This is a genomic window from Synechococcus sp. CC9902 (genome assembly GCF_000012505.1).
GTDB lineage: Bacteria > Cyanobacteriota > Cyanobacteriia > PCC-6307 > Cyanobiaceae > Parasynechococcus.
The window spans coordinates 135899-153567 of record NC_007513.1 but is presented as its reverse complement, the minus strand read 5'-3'; the positions used below and the strand labels follow the sequence as shown (position 1 = coordinate 153567).

Here is a 17669-nt window from a genome sequence, read left to right as displayed (position 1 = left end):
TCCGTAGGGAGAATGTGAACTGGAATCTCTGCAGAGGCCCCGAGGCTTCGGGCTCGCGATGGAGCCAACTTACTGATGGGACCATCCGTTTGTCTGATCTCGAGGCCACCCAGGCCCTCGGGGCAGAATTGGCCCAACGACTTCCGGCAGAAGCGATTTTGCTGCTGAAAGGGCCCCTAGGAGCGGGCAAAACCTCGTTGGTGCAAGGGATCGCATTGGCACTGGGCATTGGCGAGCCCATCACCAGCCCGACCTTCGCCCTGGCTCAGCACTACACGGACGGGAATCCGCCGCTGATCCATCTCGATCTTTACCGGCTCGAACAATCCACTGCAGCGGACGATCTCTTTCTGCAGGAAGACGAAGAAGCCAAAGCCATTGGTGCATTCATGGCGGTGGAATGGCCAGAACGGCTCAGCCTGGACCTTCCGGAGGCTTGGCAGCTACAGCTCTCTCTCACCAACGATGGAGGTCGACGGGCTCAGCTGACGCCTCCCAAAAACGCCTCTACTTGAGCCTCCGTGGGCTGGGGATCAATGCCCCCCGCGCCAGCACACACCAAAGCACCACAAGCGGCTGCAAAACGCAGTCGTTCAGTCACTGGAGCCAACCAACGATGCAAGAGCCCAGCGGTGAAGGCATCGCCTGCGCCCGTGGTGTCAATTACTTGTGGAGGGGACAACGCTGGTTGGGTTCCGCTTTCACCGCCAATGCACCAGCGAACCGGGGCGGGCCCATCCGTCAAAACCACATCCGGCCGCTGGGGCAATCCGGAGGAGATCACACCGGGATCATCTCCAGCAAAGAACCAAAGGGCCTCTTCCCGCGCCAACTTGATCAGCGCCGCCTGCTCCAGCAAGGGACGAATCGCAGACCGTGCCGCCTGCGTGGGTCCGGCATCGGGATCCGCGGTGGCATTCCAAAACGTGGGTCGCCAATTCACATCCAGCGCCAACGCAATGCCATGCGATCGCGCTCGGGCCACAGCGTCCAAGAGTGCTTGGGCGGACTGGGGCGATGCCAAGGGGATCGTGCCAACCAACAGCCAACAGGCGGTGGAGGGCAGTGCAACCGGTTGAAGCGCCTGATCGGCAAACCCATCCCCTTGATCACCGGCAAAACCCTGGAACTGGCGCTCCCCATCGCCAGATCGCCGCACCAACACAATTCGCGTCGGACGCGATGGGTCGAGTTGAAGCGTGGAGCTATCAACGCCCCGCTGAACAAACAGACGCTGAAACTCTGCGCCGATTGCATCGCCCCCAACACGCCCAACAAACGCAACGGCGGTCCCAAGACGCGCCAAAGCACAAGCCACATTGGCGGGTGCTCCACCCAAGCGATCATCGACAGGTTGATCACACGCCGAATCACCCCCGAGGGGACCAAGGCGATCGATCAAGGCCTCTCCCAAACAGATCACACCATTGGGATCGGCCATCAGCTGCCTTCGCCAGATCCTTCAAGCTGATTGCTCTTATTCAATCTGCCAAGCAACGCTTCAATGATGCGTCCATTCGCAGCGGGGAAGGGATAGTCCTTCAATTGCTCCGGTCGAACCCATCGCACTTGCTGGCTGGCCAGGGGCTGAGGCTCCCCCGAAATCCAACGACAAAGATGCACCACAAATTGAAGTTTCTTATGGCTGTAGGCATGGTCAACGGTGATTAGGCCTTCCCCCACTGAAACCTTGATCCCCAATTCCTCCATCAGCTCCCGGACGATGCAGGCCTCTATCGGCTCATCCGGCTCCTGCTTTCCACCGGGGAATTCCCACATCCCTCCAAGAAGTCCCTCCTCCAGGCGTTGATCGATCAAGACGTCACCAGCCTCATTGATCACCACACCAATACCAATCACTTGAAACGGAAGGGGTTTGCGCTCTTCGACCACGGGCCAGTCGCTGGGATCGCCAGAAGCGTAAGCAGCGCATGAATCCCTCCACGGGCACTGGTGACAACCCGGCCGGCGCGGTGTGCACACCGTTGCCCCCAAATCCATGAGCGCCTGGTTGAAATCACGGGGCCGCGACTGATCGAGTAGGACCTCACTCCAATGCCAGAACCGTGGCTGATCGCGGGACGGCGGCCGCCCATGGGCATGGAGACGGGCCAGAACCCGCTTGACGTTTCCATCCAAAATCGGCGTTGGCGCGTTGAAGGCGCTCGACAAAATTCCCCCAGCGGTGGTGCGACCGACGCCCGGCAACGCCATCCAGCCATCGAGATCCCTTGGCCAGGGCAGTTCCACCAACAGCTGGGCTGCCTCGTGAAGTCGACGTGCCCTGGAGTAGTAGCCAAGACCTTGCCACTGCAAGCGCACCTCCTCCAACGACGAGGTGGCCAAGGCATTGACAGTGGGGAACGTCTCCATCCAGCGCTGCCAAAAAGGCAACACCACCGACAGCTGGGTCTGCTGCAACATCACCTCGGCCACCCAAATGCCATAGGGAGACAAGCTGTCGTCAGGCAAAGGCCAAGTGCCGTCGAATTTGAACATCCAGGGCTTCTGAGCTGGCTCTTGACGGCCATGGTGCTGCCACCAGCTCAGAAGCGGCTCAGACGTAGCCGTGATCGGTGCGTAGCGATGGAGCAACGAAACGGTTCAACAAAAACCGTTCTATCGTTATTGAAATTACATTCTGGGACTTCTTCTGAACGCTTAATTTTTAAGCACAGAAATCACCTGATTCAGGCCTACCAACCCGACGACACATTGTTGGCCGACGCTCTCACATCAGCAATCCAAGGTGTAGCTCTCCATTCTCAAGCAACGTTCCCCCAAGACGCCATTCGACTCGTGGAACACCGGACTCTTGAATTCGTTTCCCCGATTTAACAGTGATGACAACACCCTCATACCAAGAATTCACGCTGAAGCCCTTCAGCAAACGAAGCAACACAAGAGCTCTCCTTCAAATTGCCAACACATTGATTCCGTATGGGTTCTTGTGGTGGCTCATGCTTCAAGCCGCAGCGGTGTCTCTCTGGCTCACTCCACCATTTTTGATCGTTCTCAGCTTGTTCTCGCTGAGGAGTTTTTCACTGATGCACGATTGCGGTCATGGATCGTTGTTCGAAACAGCAAGACTGAACCGGATCTTCGGGTTCCTACTGGGCGTCGTTAATGCGATTCCGCAGCTGTCTTGGTCGATCGATCACGCTTATCACCACAAAACTAACGGCGACTGGGAACGCTATCGAGGGGTGGCTGATTTCCTGAGCCTGGACGAATTTCAAAAACTCAGCCGAAAAGAACAGAGGATTTACGAAACGACCCACCACCCACTGATGGCTATTCCGGGTGGTTTTTACTACTTAGCGATCAAACCAAGACTAGACCTTTTGGTTGGGCTCATCAGCCCAAAGAATCGCATGTGGGGCTCAAGAGAGGAATTAAATGACCTTTGCCTGAGCAATTTATTTAGCTTGATTACTGTGGTCTGCCTGGGGTGGTGGATTGGCTTCGGATTATTCCTCAGCCTTTACAGCATTGTTCTTTGTTTAACGGCCAGCAGCTTGATATATGTGTTCTACGTGCAGCACATTTTTGAAAACAGCTACGCCAATCCAAGCGAAGGTTGGAGTCCGATACGAGGTGCTCTAGAAGGTTCGAGCCTGCTCGTTCTTCCACCATTACTCCAGTGGTTTACTGCCAGCATTGGCTTCCACAACATTCATCACCTCTGTGAGCGGATACCTAACTACAACTTGGAAGCTTGCCATCAGCAGAATCAACACCTTCTACAAAATGTGCCGACGCTGACACTCGGAACCATGTTGCAATGTTCAAAGTTCCTTTTATGGGATCCTGCAAAATTGAGCCTTGCTAAAATTCCAGCTTAGAACCAATTGAACACCATTTAGATACCGTTTATATCAATGTTTCCAAACTTTTATATAGGAATTTTACAAGTAACTTTCTCAGCCTTGAAACTTACTAAGGAATGCATTTTAACTCATTCCCGAATCCTAAATGAATAGAAAACTCCCTCTAATTCAAGACATATGGGCATGGCAATCACACCAGATCGGATGGTCACTGGTTGGGGACCCAATGGCACCGAAGGCGGTGCTCTTAATCCATGGGTTTGGGGCTAACACTAACCATTGGCGCTTCAACCAACCAGTGCTCGCTGAACTCACGCCCACCTATGCGATCGATTTACTGGGCTTCGGCCGCAGCGATCAACCTCGAGCAAGGCTGAAACAGGAACCACCAAACGACATGGCCGTGCACTACGGCTTTGATCTCTGGGGCGAACAGGTGGCTGATTTCTGTCGTGAGGTTATCGACAAACCGGTGATACTCGTTGGCAACTCAATCGGTGGCGTAGTGGCACTTCGGGCAGCCCAACTACTTGGCCCCGATCTGTGCAAGCGGGTGGTGCTGATCGACTGTGCCCAACGCCTCATGGACGACAAGCAATTAGCAACACAACCAGCATGGATGGGTTGGATCCGGCCGTTACTCAAAACCATGGTGAGCCAACGTTGGCTAAGCACCGCACTCTTCCGTAATGCCGCTCGCCCAGGCGTGATTCGCAGCGTTTTGAAACAGGCCTACCCAAGTGGTCAAAACATCGACAATGAACTAGTCGATTTGCTTTATCAACCAACTAAAAGGAAGGGAGCAACAGAAGCATTTCGAGGCTTTATCAACCTCTTCGACGACCACTTAGCCCCTCAATTGATGGAGAATTTAAAAGTACCTGTCGATCTAATTTGGGGAGAAAAAGATCCTTGGGAACCAATTGCAGAAGCCAAAAACTGGAAATCCACTATTGCTTGTATTGAATCAATGAATGTCATTGAACAAGCAGGTCATTGTGCTCACGACGAAGCACCAAATGAAGTGAACTCAGTTCTCACCAAACTGATTGAAGAATCAATAGGTGAATGATCAGCAGGCAACGTAAGCCTCAACCTGATCGCTAACGCGACGCAATCCAGCCAAGCCATCACGCTCCAAATTGCGAACTCGGTCGCGGCTCATCCCCAAAATGCGACCAATCCCTGTGAGGCTCATCGGATCTTCTCCATCCATGCCGAAACGCATGCGGAGCACTTGTTCTTGCAGGTGGGGAAGCTGGCCCAACAAGCTGCGCAAATCACCCTTCAGGCAATCTTCTTCGACTTGATCACTGGGAAGCTCATTATCTCCGGAAAGAAGCTCCAACAATTCAGTGTCGTCTCCATCACCCACCTTCATCTCAAGGCTCACTGGCTGGCGAGCACGGCACATCAGATCTTTCACTTCGTCTTCGGGCAAATCAACGAATTGAGCTAATTCGGTGACGGTAGGAGTGCGACCTAGCTCTTGGCTGAGCTCTCGCTGGCCTTTTTTCAGCTTATTCAGCATCTCGGTGATGTGAATTGGCAGGCGAATTGTGCGGCTCTTCTCAGCAATGGCACGAGTAATGCCCTGACGAATCCACCAGTAGGCGTAAGTAGAGAATTTGTAACCACGGGTGGGGTCGAACTTTTCGACTCCACGAACCAAACCAATCGTTCCTTCCTGGATCAGATCCAGGAGCTCCATGTTTCGCTTGGTGTATTTCTTAGCAACGCTCACAACGAGGCGAAGATTGGCGGCCACCATCCGCTCCTTAGCGCGATGACCCTGCTGCAACTTGCGCTTGAGCTGGACCGTGGAAAGCTCGGCAGCCTTGGCTAGTTGATCGCGAGCGGGCTTGGCTCCATCTCTGCTTTCCAGCTCAGCTTCGAGAGTTTCGATCTCCATCAGCTGCTGGACCTGGCGGCCCAAGGTGATTTCTTGCTCATGGGTGAGCAATGGCACCCGTCCAATATCCCGGAGATAAGAACGCACCAAATCGACGTCAACACTGACGGAACGGGTAGAGGTCGCTGGTTTTGAAGCAGCGGTAGCGACGGGTGCCATGGCGCTTCGTTGAGTTATGTAAAGCGTACCCCTAAGAAACGTAAACAAGCTCTCAGAAAGCAGAAGCCGCTAAGAATTGGGTAGAAATACCTGCTACTTGACCCAGTTGCGGCAAGTTGATCAGCAACCATTCCGCCGTTTTCAAATAAATCAGCGTTCCGGCTACGTCGGTGCACGTGGTGATAAACGGCGTAGACATCAGGGCTGGATCCAAGCCCATCCGGTCGAACAAGAGCGGAAACGCTGCTCCAGCTGTTGCCGCCAGGGTGGTAATCGCCAACAAGCTGATCCCCACCGACACCCCCACCAACGCGCCCCCACCACGCCACCAGGCAAAGGGCAACACCACAATCATCATCAACACCCCCAGAAGGGCGCCGGCCATTGCTTCCCGCAGCACTGCTTGCAGAGGCTTCAAGACTGAAATGCTTTGGGTGCTCAATCCGCGGATCACCACGGTGGAGCTTTGGGCGCCGACGTTGCCACCTGTGCCTCCTAATAAGGGAATGAACGCCGCCAAGAGCACCACCTGCTTGAGCACAGCCTCGTTCGCGGCAATCACCTCCGAAGTGAAGAAACTCGCCACCACGAGCACCGACAGCCAAACAATCCGGCGACGAGCGACGGTGAACAAGTTGCTGCTGAAGTAATCGTCTTCATCGCCGGCTTGCACCGCACCAGCGGCGTAGAGGTCACGAGTGGCCTCCTGCTCAATCACGTCGATGACGTCATCAACGGTGACGATGCCCACCAAACGTTGCTCGGAATCCACCACAGGCACAGCCAAAAAGTCGTAACGCTGAATCGTGCGAGCCACCTTTTCTTGGTCGGTGTCGGTAGCAACGCTGAGCACGTCACCCGTCATCACATCACCGATGCGCGCCTTCAAATCCGCCGTCACCAAATCCCTAAGGGAAAGGATCCCGGTGAGGCAGCGTTCTGCATCCGTGACGTACAACGAATAGATGGTTTCGGTATCGCGGGCGCGACGGCGAACTATCTCCAGTGCCATTGCCGCGGTTTGGTTCTCCTTTAATGCGATGTATTCCGTCGTCATCAAACGACCAGCCGTTTCCGCCTCGTAGCCGAGCAATTGGGCAGTAACCCTGCGCTCCTCCGGGCTGAGCTCACTCAGGAGCTGACGGACCACCTTGGCGGGCAGCTCCTCCAATAACCGTGCCCGGTCATCTGGGGACATTTCCTCAACCACGTCGCGCATCTCACCGGAACGCAACAGGCGCAACAGGCTCTGCTGGGTTGCACTGTCGAGATATTCATAAACACTGATCGCCTCATCCTTCCCAAGGAAACGAAACGCAAGGGCCTGAAGGTTGGTGGGCAAATTACCGATCGCCTCAGCGATATCCACCGGCTGCACCGGCTTCAACAACAGCTTCACCGCGTCGTAGTTCCCGACAGACAGCATCGACTCCAGTTGCTGGCTGACCACTTCCGCCACCAACTCGAGCTCAACCGTGACATTGCCTGCTTCGCTCCCCGCTGCCTCCTTCATCCTTCTCCGGCAGGGATTTCAAGTATGGCCGTTTATGCCGGTTAATCTTTCGAAATATCCGGCTTTAGGCATGACGATCAACATCAGTGGTGTTTCCGTAACGGCCCCAGACGGCACCACCAAATCTCTGGGCGACTACGCCGGGAAAGTGCTGCTAATCGTGAATGTGGCCAGCAAATGCGGCTTCACGAAGCAGTACGCCGGGCTTCAAGCGCTCAACGAAACCTACGCAAGTAAGGGATTGGCTGTGCTCGGTTTTCCTTGCAACGACTTCGGCGGCCAGGAACCTGGAAGCTTGGATGAAATCAAAAGCTTCTGTTCCACCACCTACGGAGCAGACTTCGAACTCTTCGACAAAGTGAACGCGAAGGGCAGCACCACTGAGCCCTACACAACCTTGAACAAAGCTGAACCAGCCGGAGACGTGGCCTGGAATTTCGAGAAGTTTTTGGTGGGCAAAGACGGAACTGTGATTGCCCGTTACAAGAGCGATGCCACTCCCGAAGCGCTTAAGGCTCCGATCGAGGCAGCTTTAGCAGCCTGAGCCTCTGGCCAAGCCAAAACCCAAGGGCTGCGGCACCCACTCCCAGCCCGAGGGTTAGGCCGATGAGACCAAAAGCCTCAGCGATTTGTCCAGCGCTGATCAATTGCATCGCGTCGACCATCCAGCTGCTGAAAGTGGTGAGGGATCCACAAAAACCAATGCCAACCAAGAGCTGACGACGTGGCGCTGCGGGCAAGCCAGCCAGTAATCCCAGCAATGCAGCACCCAGCACATTCACCAGCAGATGGCGATCGGCCCAATGGAGCGCCACCTGCCAACGCAAGAGTGCTCCAGGGACAGCGCCAAGAGCCACAAGAACTAGCTCCTGCAGTTCTGCAGATAGTGATCGCTGTTGCTGCTGCTCAGCCATAAGCCCCCAGGCCATAACCAACCCCTGCCGCGCATAGCCCAGCCGCAATCGAAGCGAGCGCTAAGACAAGCGATACGAAGGGGCGACCAGCCCGCAATTCATTGAGAAGCTCCACCGCAAAGGTGGAAAAAGTGCTGAGGCTTCCGAAGAATCCCACCCCAATCAACAGGGCGAGTCCTGTTTTGGCACTGCAGCTTTGATAGAGCGCCAACACCAAGCCCAAACCAAAACAGGCGATCACGTTCACAGCAAACGTGCCCCAATGCTTTTTGGGCACCATCGGCTCAAAATGATTGACCGCTTTTAAGCGCAGCCAGGCTCCAGGGATCGCCCCTATCCCTACTAAGAGCGCCTCAAGCGCGGAGCCAGCCACGGGGTTGATCCTCACCGATTGGTTGCACGTGCAACCAATCGTTGCCGTCCGCAGCAGACCAACGTCGAAGCAATCGCAATGAGGTTCCAGCCCTAAGCGTGCTCAGACGCGGGGCAACAGCCATCGGACTCAACCGCAGAGGTGCATCAGACGCCACATGCAGATGACCACCAATACCGACGCGACGTCGCACTTGAGGTTGCCGAAAATCTGCACCACCGGCTGGCATGGCGGCTGGGGCCATCAAGGCCACGCCGAGCAGCCAACTCCATCGCAACATCGGACCCATTAAATATCGAGTGCTGCCATGTCGAGTTCTTTGCTGTGAGTTTCGATGAACTCACGGCGTGGAGCTACTTTGTCGCCCATCAGAATCGTAAAAATTCGATCAGCTTCCAAAGCATCTTCGATCTCAATTCGCTTCATCATCCGCGTACTGGGATCCATCGTGGTTTCCCACAATTGCTTGGGCATCATTTCTCCCAAACCCTTAAAACGCTGGATCGTGTATTTGGCATTTTCACCAAACCCTTTAAGCGTCTTTTGGAGGTCTGATTCGTTATAACAATAGGTGTGATTTTTACCGCGCTCAACCTTATAAAGAGGCGGACAGGCTATGTAAATATATCCACCTTCCACCAACTCCCGCTTGTAGCGGTAGAAGAATGTAAGGATCAAGGTGCGAATGTGGGCACCATCCACATCAGCATCAGTCATGATCACAACACGGTGATAACGGAGGCTTTTTTGATCAAATTCTTCCCCTTTAATACCCAGGCCTAAAGCTGTAATTAGAGCTTGAATTTCTGTGTTTTTATAAATCTTCGAATCGTCTGTTTTCTCAATATTGAGAATCTTGCCCCGCAACGGAAGAATTGCTTGGAAACGACGGTCGCGTCCTTGCTTGGCCGAACCACCAGCCGAATCGCCCTCCACGATGTAGATCTCAGACTCACTGGGATCGCGGGAACTGCAATCCGCCAACTTTCCAGGGAGGGTTGAACTCTCTAAAACACTCTTGCGTCGCACTAATTCCCGGGCACGACGGGCTGCCTCAGCAGCATTAAAGGCTTGAATCGCTTTCTCCAGGATCAGACTGATCACTGAAGGATTAAATTCTAAAAATTGGCTGAGAGATTCGCCAACTAAATTATCAACAATTCCACGCACCTCGGTGTTGCCGAGCTTGGTTTTTGTTTGCCCTTCAAACTCCGGTTCCGGCACTTTTACCGACAAAACCGCCGTTAAACCCTCACGGATGTTTTCACCGGCCAAGTTGGAATCAGCTTCCTTGCGTTTACCTAATTTTTTAGCAAAAGCATTCAAGGTGCGGGTGAGGACCGTTTTTAAGCCTTCAATATGCGTTCCACCATCGACTGTGCGAATGTTGTTGGCAAAACCAAGAATGCTGTCGGAATAGGCATCAGCGCACCACTGCAATGCAGCTTCCACTTGAACACCATCTTTCTCAGAATTCACATAAATAATGTCTGGGTGAAGGGCATCCTTCGCCTTATTCATGTATGCGACGTATTCCTTGATTCCTCCTTCGTAGAAATAGATCTCCTCATGGGGATCACCGGCATCGCTAAGGGAGGATTCGCGCTCGTCGCGAAACACGATCTGGACTCCACCATTCAGGTAGGCCAGCTCTCGTAAACGAGCTGAGAGGGTGGCGTAATCGAAAACAATGCCGCCGGTAAAAATTTGCGTATCCGGCAAGAAACACACCGTGGTGCCGGTTTCACCCTGCTCAGCCTCTGGCTGAGACTCTGACAACAAAGTGCCAATCGCAGCGCCCCGTTCGAACCGTTGACGGTGCACCTGACCTTGACGACGCACGGTGACCTGCACCCATTCGCTCAGGGCATTCACCACGGACACACCAACGCCGTGCAAGCCACCGGACACCTTGTATCCACCAGCTCCAAACTTTCCACCGGCGTGCAAAACAGTAAGCACGGTCTCCAAGGCACTCTTGCCCGTGCGGGGATGCACATCCGTGGGGATGCCGCGACCGTTATCGGTTACGGAAGCCGAGCCATCAGCACCAAGAATCACAGTGATTCGGTCGCAATGCCCAGCCAGGGCCTCATCCACCGCGTTGTCCACCACCTCGTACACCAGGTGATGCAGACCCCGGGGTCCGGTGGTGCCGATGTACATGCCCGGGCGTTTCCGGACGGGCTCAAGCCCCTCCAACACCTGAATCTGTTCAGCGCCGTATTCGTTCTGGACCTTGGAAGCGTCGCTCATTCAGAAGCTCTCAAGTCAGGAAACTGGGTTCTATGGGGCCGCAACGGGTCTGAACCACGATCTGACATTCTCAATTTTACACCGGGTGTCTACAGCGTCCTGCAGAGGCCTCTGAAGCGCTATCTCCAATTGGCCTCCAACCCCTTCTAACTGCGGCGATGTCCACACAACCTCTCGTGATCACCTTGCTGGGGCCCACCGCCAGCGGCAAAACCGCCCTCGCCCTTGAGCTGGCCGAACGGCTCGGGCTGCCAGTGATCAACGTGGATTCCCGCCAGCTGTATCGGGAGATGGACGTGGGCACCGCCAAACCCACAGCCGAACAACAGGCCCGGGTGACGCACCACTTACTCGACCTGCGCGATCCCAACCAGCCGATCACGCTGCAGGAGTTTCAAGCGGAAGCCACGCCCTGCATTGAGCGTGAACTAAGCGAACGGGGCATCGCTCTACTTGTGGGGGGCAGCGGTTTGTACCTGAAAGCCTTAACAAGCGGTCTCAAACCACCAGCTGTGGGCCCGCAACCAGAGCTGCGTAAGCAATTCAGTGCCATGGGACAAGCCGTCTGCCATCCGCTCTTGGCCGCCGCGGATCCAATAGCCGCTGCAAAAATTTCCCCTGCGGATGTGGTCCGCACCCAGCGCGCCCTTGAGGTGCTCTACGCCTCAGGCCAACCGATGAGTGGTCAGGCCAGCGTGGAACCTCCCCCCTGGAGAATTTTGGAACTCGGCCTAAATCCCACCAACCTGCGCCAACGCATCAACCAACGCACTGAACAGCTGTATCAAGACGGATTAGTGGAGGAAACCCAACGCTTGGCCGACCGCTACGGAGCCGACTTACCGCTGCTGCAAACGATCGGCTACGGAGAAGCACTGCAAATCAACGATGGATCGATCACAAGGCAGGCGGCGATCGCCACCACCTGCCAGCGCACACGGCAATTCGCCAAACGTCAACGCACCTGGTTTCGGCGCCAACACACTCCCCAATGGCTCAGTGAACAGGATCTGTTAACGGAAGCGATGACGCTGATCGAACAACACCTAGGCTGAACTGAGCAGACGTTTTGTTTTTCGTGTTGTCTGCACCTGTTCCCTTTTCCCTCTGAATGGCTCCACGTCCCCGTTTTGACCGTCGCGCTCCAGTAAGGGAGCTTCCAAACATCAATGACCGAATCAGTTACCCCCAGTTGCGGGTTGTTGATTCAGACGGCAGCCAACTCGGAGTGATCAGCAGGGAAGAAGCGCTGGAAGTGTCCAAAGAGCGTGAATTGGATCTGGTGCTTGTCAGCGAAAAGGCCGATCCGCCGGTGTGCCGGATCATGGACTACGGCAAGTTCAAATTCGAGCAGGAAAAGAAAGCCAAGGAAGCGAAGAAGAAGTCACACCAGACCGAAGTTAAAGAAGTAAAAATGCGATACAAAATTGACTCCCATGATTACGACGTGCGAATCGGCCAAGCCCAACGCTTCCTCAAAGCCGGCGACAAGGTGAAGTGCACCGTGATTTTCCGTGGCCGGGAAATTCAACACACCGCATTAGCAGAAGTTTTGTTGCGGCGCATGGCGAAAGATTTGGAAGAAAAGGCCGAAATCCAGCAATCCCCAAAGCGAGAGGGACGCAACATGATCATGTTCCTGACGCCTCGTAAGACCCCCCTCCTGAAAAAAGACGACAAGGATTCAAGCGTGCACCAAGCGATCCGCACGATCCCTGCACCTCCACGGTCCACTGCCGCCAAAGTGGCGGCCCCTCAGGCCTGATAAGTACCCCTCTAGTAAGAGTTACCAACCCTGGGATGAGGCCTAAGGATTGAAGTTGCTGCGCTCCTAATCCAAAAAGCCGTGGTCGGCTCCGTTGGGCTCGACTTGTCTGATCGACAGTCATTCATGGCCCTTCTGTGGCGTCGACCCTCGGCCAGATCCTGGTCCGAATAAAACAAATCAAGACCTGGTGCCGTTCTTGCAATAACTGCATCGCCTCAGCCGACACCCCCGCCGCCGCAAGTCGATCGGCAACGCTGCGCACTTAGGCATTCACGCCAAACACCTCACGGAACACGATAAATACACGTTTTTGGTACGAAGTATGATCCATATCGCTCAAGCCTGATGCGACGGGCGACCACCGAGAGCTAAGTGGCACAGCTCCCAGGGTCAAATCGACCCAGTCGCCGCTTGGAGAGTTGGAGATTGTCACAAGCTCAGGGACACACAACCAATTGTCACCAGCGGATTCGCTCCGTATGGTGGCCGCATTACAACCTGGCCCACCGGAGTGCGATTTCATATCCAGCAGGAAAGCGACATCCCCGCGTCGACCCAGCTGTACAACCAAATCTGTTTCGCCATCGCTGCCCGGCATTACCCGCCTGGCCACCGCTTACCGAGTACGCGACAGCTGGCGATGCAGACCGGACTGCACCGCAACACGATCAGCAAGGTGTACCGCCAGCTCGAAACCGACGGTGTCGTAGAAGCCATGGCTGGATCGGGCATCTATGTGCGCGACCAGCAGAAACCGCGTGAAATCAAAACTCCACCGCACATCCGCAACCGCGGCGTCACCGATCTCGATCGGGAAGTGCGCAAATGCGTGGATGGTCTGCTGAACGCCGGCTGCACACTTCAGCAAACGCGTGAGCTGCTTACCCGGGAGATCGACTGGCGGCTGCGTTGTGGCGCCCGGGTGTTGGTGAGCACTCCCAGGGAAGACATTGGCGCTTCGATGCTGATCGCCGAGGAATTGGAACCCTGCCTCGACGTACCCGTGGAAGTGGTGCCGATGGAGGAATTGGAAAACGTGCTCGAAACATCCAGCAATGGAACGGTGGTGACGAGCCGTTACTTCCTCCAGCCCATAGAGGAGTTAGCAAAAAAACACAGCGTTCGTGCTGTAGCAGTGGATCTCAACGATTTCCGCAATGAGCTGGCCATGCTCAAAGAGCTACGCCCCGGCAGTTGTGTTGGCCTCGTGAGCATCAGCCCTGGCATCTTGCGGGCCGCCGAAGTGATCCTGCACTCGATGCGTGGCAATGACCTTCTGTTGATGACCGCCACACCAGATGTGGGGAGTCGTCTGTTGGCGCTACTCCGGGCCTCTAGCCACGTGCTCTGCGATCGCCCAAGTTTGCCCCTGGTTGAACAGAGCCTGCGCCAAAACCGGTCGCAACTGATGCGCATGCCGCAGCTGCACTGCGCCGAGAGCTACCTCAGCACCGATACGATCGATTTGCTCCGCAAGGAGATCGGCCTTCAGACCCCCGCGACCGCCAGCTGACCCCCGCCGATGCTTGATCAGATCCGAGCCGATCTCGCCATCATTCGCGAGCGCGACCCGGCTGCTCGCGGTTGGGTGGAGATGCTGTGCTGCTATCCAGGCCTCCACGCCATCAGCCTGCACCGCTTCAGCCATCGGCTTTGGCGCAGCCGCTTGCCGCTCAAGCTCCTGGCACGCTGCATCAGCCAAGTGGGGCGTGCACTCACCGGCATTGAAATTCATCCCGGCGCCCGCATCGGCACAAGCGTGTTCATCGACCACGGCATGGGTGTGGTGATCGGGGAAACCGCCGAAATCGGACACCGCTGCTTGTTGTATCAAGGCGTCACCCTGGGGGGCACCGGCAAAGACCACGGCAAACGCCATCCCACGCTGGGGGAAAACGTTGTGGTGGGGGCCGGAGCCAAGGTGCTGGGGGCGATCACCATCGGACCCAACACGCGCATTGGAGCTGGATCCGTAGTGGTGCGCGATGTGGAAGAAGATTCCACCGTGGTGGGCATTCCCGGCCGGGTGATCCACCAAAGCGGCGTCCGCATCAACCCCCTGGCCCATTCCGCCCTCCCCGATGCGGAGGCGAATGTGATCCGCAACCTGATGGAGCGCATCGACGAGCTGGAGAACACGGTGAACGCACTCCGGAGCTGCCTCGATGACGTGGCGACAGATTGTGCCTTGCAAGACGACCGAGGCGGCGAAGCGCAGAGCCTCAAAGACCGAGAGATTCTCGAATTTCTCGGGGAGAGCAGCTAGTCGAGCAGCTATTAAATGGGGTCAGAACCAAGGAACAAAACTCAAACGAGTTGAAAATATTTTTTAATAAAAAGAACTACACAGAACAATCAGGCAATATATCGATAGATCATTTCCGAAAAACTTCCACAAGACAATAAAATCGAACAATTAAGTTTGCCTAAATAAAATCGCATTGAGCGCCAATCAAAACGATGCCTTACTATAGACGCAAGACTTTGCACAGATAAACAATGGGACGTCGATTATCATTTCTTATATGTGGTGCCCAAAAGAGTGGAACAAGTGCATTGCATCAATACCTACGAAACCACCCTGAAATCAATCTTCCCCAAACAAAAGAACTTCATATTTTTGATAACGAACTCTCAGACTGGTCTGATCAAGAGATAGAGAAAATTGATAGGAGGATAGAAAAACACTACGAGCGACAGAGCAAGACAAAACATTGCGGGGAAGCCACCCCAAATAGCATGTGGTGGGAACCATCCATGAAAAGAATTTGGCGATATAATCCAGAAATAAGACTAATCGCAGTCCTAAGAAATCCCATCACACGCGCATACGCGAATTGGCGAATGGAGCAGTTAAGGGGGAGAGACAATAAAGAGATACCGCTAACCCTTGAAGAAGAAGAAATTAACTGCCGCAAATCCCTTCCATTACAAGACAGAACCTGCTCGTATTTAAGCAGAGGCTTTTACACAGAACAGATAAGAAGGGTCTGGAGATATTTTCCACGCGAGCAATTTCTAGCGATAAAACAGGATGACCTTTTATACCATCCAGTACAAACACTTCAAATTGTTTACCATCACCTTCAATTAGAGCCAAGGGGGTTTGAAAAAGAAATTTTAGTTGATTCATGGGAATCACATCCATCCAAAGACCAAGGAAACTTTTTGCCGAACCCCACTGACATACCAAAAGCAATTCCCGAAAATATCTTTTCAGCACTTTTTAAAATCTATGACGGCGAAATTAAAAAATTAGAAAAACTACTGGGATGGGATTGCAAAAACTGGATCAATCACGATAAGGCTTATTAACAAGAAGGAGTCAAAGCCAAAAACACGTCAAGAATAAATCTTAGGACATTAAAGTAGATTTAGCAGGCAAATCTAAGGAGAGCAATTGGCAACAATAAAGCAATTATCAGCACCCATTAAAATTCCATAGATACAGTTATCAATTTAAATCCCAAAAGGAGTTTGATAAATCTCATGCCCAGGATAACCACCCCACTTCAAGTGATAATAGGCCCTATTACGTTTATAGAGACACCAATGCATCCGCTTATAGCTTTCATCAGAAGCAAGAAGCGTTGAAGAATTGTCGTGTCGCCAACCTGTTAAAGGAATAGTCCTAGAGGGGTTGCCCGCCAATAAAAGACGACGTCGACAATCGTTATCTTCAAAGTATGCAGGATTCAAAAGCTCGTCAAAACCACCCATCTCCAACCAGAGCTCCGGACGATTGACAAGAAAAGTAGAAAACCCACCAACAGGATCGTCATTTTCGAAAATCACAGTATTCGGATACGCCATAGAAGCCCAGCGAAAACATTGCAAAACCTGGCGAGAAAAGACAACATCATCATTAGCAATGACACATCGCCCGAAATTTTTAACAAAATAATTCCAACTACCAGCCACACCAAGATTTTCAGATGGAATAATTACTTCAGGTTTTTTAAGCGTGAAAAAAGAAGAAATTTGCCGCCAGCATAACGATTCCAACAAACTACCACCGTTATCTATAATAATAATATTAGATGAATCTACAGGATCTTTACCCTGAGTTAATGCCAAACACAGTCTACATAGCAGATCATAGCGTTTTAGAGTTGGAATACAAATAACGTCCGTCATGCGTTAGAAGAAGTGAAGCAATCTAATGCAATTTGTTTGGCATAAGTGAGCCAATCGATTCCTGGAGAGAGGAAATTTTGCTCGCAATGCGTTGACCGACCAGGCAAAGCTGTTCCAAGTGAAAAACCTGCCTCACCAAGGGCAATAAACATCGAATGATCGAGTGGAATCTTCAAATCGGATCCCGTCAAGCGTTCGTCCAAGAGAATCGGCGAAGCACGTTTAAGGGTCTCTGCACTACAAGCAAAGGTCATGACGGTACTTGGAGATTCAGCAAAATGACCCATAGATGTCCAAACAATACGTCGACGCAATTGCTGATAACCAGGGTCAAAATATTTATCAGGATGATCATATAGGCTTACAAAATCAAAATGCTTAAGACCTTCTATAAGAAACTTTTTTTGATCAGGCAAGTGAAGGTGATCATCCTCCACAAAATAGTAAATCGAGGCAGGATGCAAAGAAGCCATTGCAAGCTTAACTGCCAAACGAAATGAGCCGCAATTACCTAATTTTGTGATGTAAGTATGAGGGAACTGGTCTGAAAAGAAAGCACTCTGAAAATTAGATGTATTATCACAGATACAAACGACCTCATGTTTTGAGAAACTCTGCAATATAGTTTTAATTGTCAGAAAACTGTCAACCGAGTCAATCGGATGACGTCCAAATTTTGACGAGGTCCGATAAAAGACCTTGAAACTGGGAGCAGACTCAATCAAACTGCTAGACAACTATAGCTAATTGAGGAGGATACTTATACTAATTTAGCATGAATCACAAGCGTTAAGCGATTGGAGAGCG

The 17669-nt window shown here is 53.1% G+C and carries 21 protein-coding genes; 9 read left to right on the top strand and 12 right to left on the bottom strand.

Features of this window, described 5'->3' with window-relative positions:
• Nucleotides 1-14 precede the first annotated feature (14 nt).
• A complete protein-coding gene (gene tsaE, locus SYNCC9902_RS00660) occupies nt 15-515 on the top strand; it encodes a tRNA (adenosine(37)-N6)-threonylcarbamoyltransferase complex ATPase subunit type 1 TsaE (RefSeq protein WP_011358987.1) in 501 nt (166 codons plus the stop codon).
• Here tsaE and SYNCC9902_RS00655 read toward each other — a convergent pair.
• From SYNCC9902_RS00655 to SYNCC9902_RS12635, 3 genes are all read right to left on the bottom strand, one after another.
• Nucleotides 482-1441, bottom strand: a complete 960-nt coding sequence (locus SYNCC9902_RS00655) for a carbohydrate kinase family protein (protein WP_011358986.1) — start codon at nt 1439-1441, stop codon at nt 482-484. The two genes, tsaE and SYNCC9902_RS00655, sit on opposite strands and share 34 nt — an antisense overlap.
• Nucleotides 1441-2595, bottom strand: coding sequence for an 8-oxo-dGTP diphosphatase MutT (mutT, locus tag SYNCC9902_RS00650; protein ID WP_041424708.1), 1155 nt, complete (start codon nt 2593-2595; stop codon nt 1441-1443). Before mutT ends, SYNCC9902_RS00655 begins: the two co-directional genes overlap by 1 nt.
• 136 nt (nt 2596-2731) lie before the next feature.
• Nucleotides 2732-2899, bottom strand: a complete 168-nt coding sequence (locus tag SYNCC9902_RS12635; RefSeq protein WP_198001783.1) for a hypothetical protein — start codon at nt 2897-2899, stop codon at nt 2732-2734.
• On the opposite strand from SYNCC9902_RS12635, the gene SYNCC9902_RS00640 reads away from it, so the two are divergent.
• On the top strand, nt 2844-3845 hold the full coding sequence (locus SYNCC9902_RS00640; protein WP_011358983.1) for a fatty acid desaturase: 1002 nt from the start codon (nt 2844-2846) through the stop codon (nt 3843-3845). The two genes, SYNCC9902_RS12635 and SYNCC9902_RS00640, sit on opposite strands and share 56 nt — an antisense overlap.
• 211 nt (nt 3846-4056) lie before the next feature.
• A complete protein-coding gene (locus SYNCC9902_RS00635; protein ID WP_011358982.1) occupies nt 4057-4902 on the top strand; it encodes an alpha/beta fold hydrolase in 846 nt (281 codons plus the stop codon).
• On the opposite strand, the gene SYNCC9902_RS00630 is transcribed toward SYNCC9902_RS00635, so the two are convergent.
• Complete coding sequence (locus SYNCC9902_RS00630; RefSeq protein ID WP_011358981.1) at nt 4903-5901, bottom strand: RpoD/SigA family RNA polymerase sigma factor; 999 nt, start codon at nt 5899-5901, stop codon at nt 4903-4905.
• A gap of 52 nt (nt 5902-5953) precedes the next feature.
• On the bottom strand, nt 5954-7414 hold the full coding sequence (gene mgtE, locus SYNCC9902_RS00625; RefSeq protein ID WP_011358980.1) for a magnesium transporter: 1461 nt from the start codon (nt 7412-7414) through the stop codon (nt 5954-5956).
• A 70-nt stretch (nt 7415-7484) separates the two neighbouring features.
• Between mgtE and SYNCC9902_RS00620 the strand changes: the two genes are divergently transcribed.
• Entirely contained in the window at nt 7485-7958 is a 474-nt protein-coding gene (locus SYNCC9902_RS00620) for a glutathione peroxidase (protein ID WP_041424704.1), read from the top strand.
• Here the strand turns inward: SYNCC9902_RS00620 and SYNCC9902_RS00615 are convergent.
• The 4 genes from SYNCC9902_RS00615 to gyrB are packed head-to-tail and all read right to left on the bottom strand — an operon-like array spanning nt 7924 to nt 10957.
• The gene (locus SYNCC9902_RS00615) at nt 7924-8328 is read right to left on the bottom strand and encodes a fluoride efflux transporter FluC (protein ID WP_049749468.1); all 405 of its coding nucleotides are present in this window, start codon (nt 8326-8328) and stop codon (nt 7924-7926) included. The genes SYNCC9902_RS00620 and SYNCC9902_RS00615 overlap by 35 nt on opposite strands.
• Nucleotides 8321-8701 carry a FluC/FEX family fluoride channel gene (locus SYNCC9902_RS00610; RefSeq protein ID WP_011358977.1) on the bottom strand — a complete coding sequence of 127 codons (381 nt, stop codon included), beginning with the start codon at nt 8699-8701 and terminating at the stop codon, nt 8321-8323. The genes SYNCC9902_RS00615 and SYNCC9902_RS00610 overlap by 8 nt, the downstream gene beginning before the upstream one ends.
• Nucleotides 8682-8990 (bottom strand): hypothetical protein, encoded by a 309-nt coding sequence (locus SYNCC9902_RS00605; protein WP_011358976.1) that lies wholly within the window; start codon nt 8988-8990, stop codon nt 8682-8684. Before SYNCC9902_RS00605 ends, SYNCC9902_RS00610 begins: the two co-directional genes overlap by 20 nt.
• Nucleotides 8990-10957 (bottom strand): DNA topoisomerase (ATP-hydrolyzing) subunit B, encoded by a 1968-nt coding sequence (gyrB, locus tag SYNCC9902_RS00600; protein WP_011358975.1) that lies wholly within the window; start codon nt 10955-10957, stop codon nt 8990-8992. Before gyrB ends, SYNCC9902_RS00605 begins: the two co-directional genes overlap by 1 nt.
• A gap of 158 nt (nt 10958-11115) precedes the next feature.
• Here gyrB and miaA point away from each other — a divergent pair, with 158 nt between their 5' ends.
• Together miaA and infC are read left to right on the top strand one after the other, a co-directional pair.
• A complete protein-coding gene (miaA, locus tag SYNCC9902_RS00595; RefSeq protein WP_011358974.1) occupies nt 11116-12012 on the top strand; it encodes a tRNA (adenosine(37)-N6)-dimethylallyltransferase MiaA in 897 nt (298 codons plus the stop codon).
• 56 nt (nt 12013-12068) lie between these two features.
• Complete coding sequence (infC, locus tag SYNCC9902_RS00590; protein WP_011358973.1) at nt 12069-12722, top strand: translation initiation factor IF-3; 654 nt, start codon at nt 12069-12071, stop codon at nt 12720-12722.
• A 124-nt stretch (nt 12723-12846) separates the two neighbouring features.
• Here the strand turns inward: infC and SYNCC9902_RS12315 are convergent, their stop codons facing one another.
• A complete protein-coding gene (locus SYNCC9902_RS12315) occupies nt 12847-12987 on the bottom strand; it encodes a hypothetical protein (protein WP_156771028.1) in 141 nt (46 codons plus the stop codon).
• 249 nt (nt 12988-13236) lie between these two features.
• Between SYNCC9902_RS12315 and SYNCC9902_RS00585 the strand changes: the two genes are divergently transcribed.
• The 3 genes from SYNCC9902_RS00585 (at nt 13237) to SYNCC9902_RS00575 (ending at nt 16040) form a co-directional block, all read left to right on the top strand.
• Nucleotides 13237-14238 carry a GntR family transcriptional regulator gene (locus SYNCC9902_RS00585; protein ID WP_011358972.1) on the top strand — a complete coding sequence of 334 codons (1002 nt, stop codon included), beginning with the start codon at nt 13237-13239 and terminating at the stop codon, nt 14236-14238.
• A gap of 9 nt (nt 14239-14247) precedes the next feature.
• Complete coding sequence (cysE, locus tag SYNCC9902_RS00580) at nt 14248-14991, top strand: serine O-acetyltransferase (RefSeq protein WP_011358971.1); 744 nt, start codon at nt 14248-14250, stop codon at nt 14989-14991.
• Nucleotides 14992-15224: 233 nt separating this feature from the next.
• Complete coding sequence (locus SYNCC9902_RS00575; RefSeq protein ID WP_011358970.1) at nt 15225-16040, top strand: sulfotransferase family protein; 816 nt, start codon at nt 15225-15227, stop codon at nt 16038-16040.
• 144 nt (nt 16041-16184) lie between these two features.
• Here the strand turns inward: SYNCC9902_RS00575 and SYNCC9902_RS11925 are convergent, their stop codons facing one another.
• Nucleotides 16185-16862: a glycosyltransferase family 2 protein gene (locus SYNCC9902_RS11925; protein WP_011358969.1), complete on the bottom strand. Its 678-nt coding sequence runs from the start codon at nt 16860-16862 to the stop codon at nt 16185-16187.
• Entirely contained in the window at nt 16859-17599 is a 741-nt protein-coding gene (locus SYNCC9902_RS12310; protein WP_156771027.1) for a hypothetical protein, read from the bottom strand. Before SYNCC9902_RS12310 ends, SYNCC9902_RS11925 begins: the two co-directional genes overlap by 4 nt.
• Nucleotides 17600-17669: the final 70 nt, after the last annotated feature.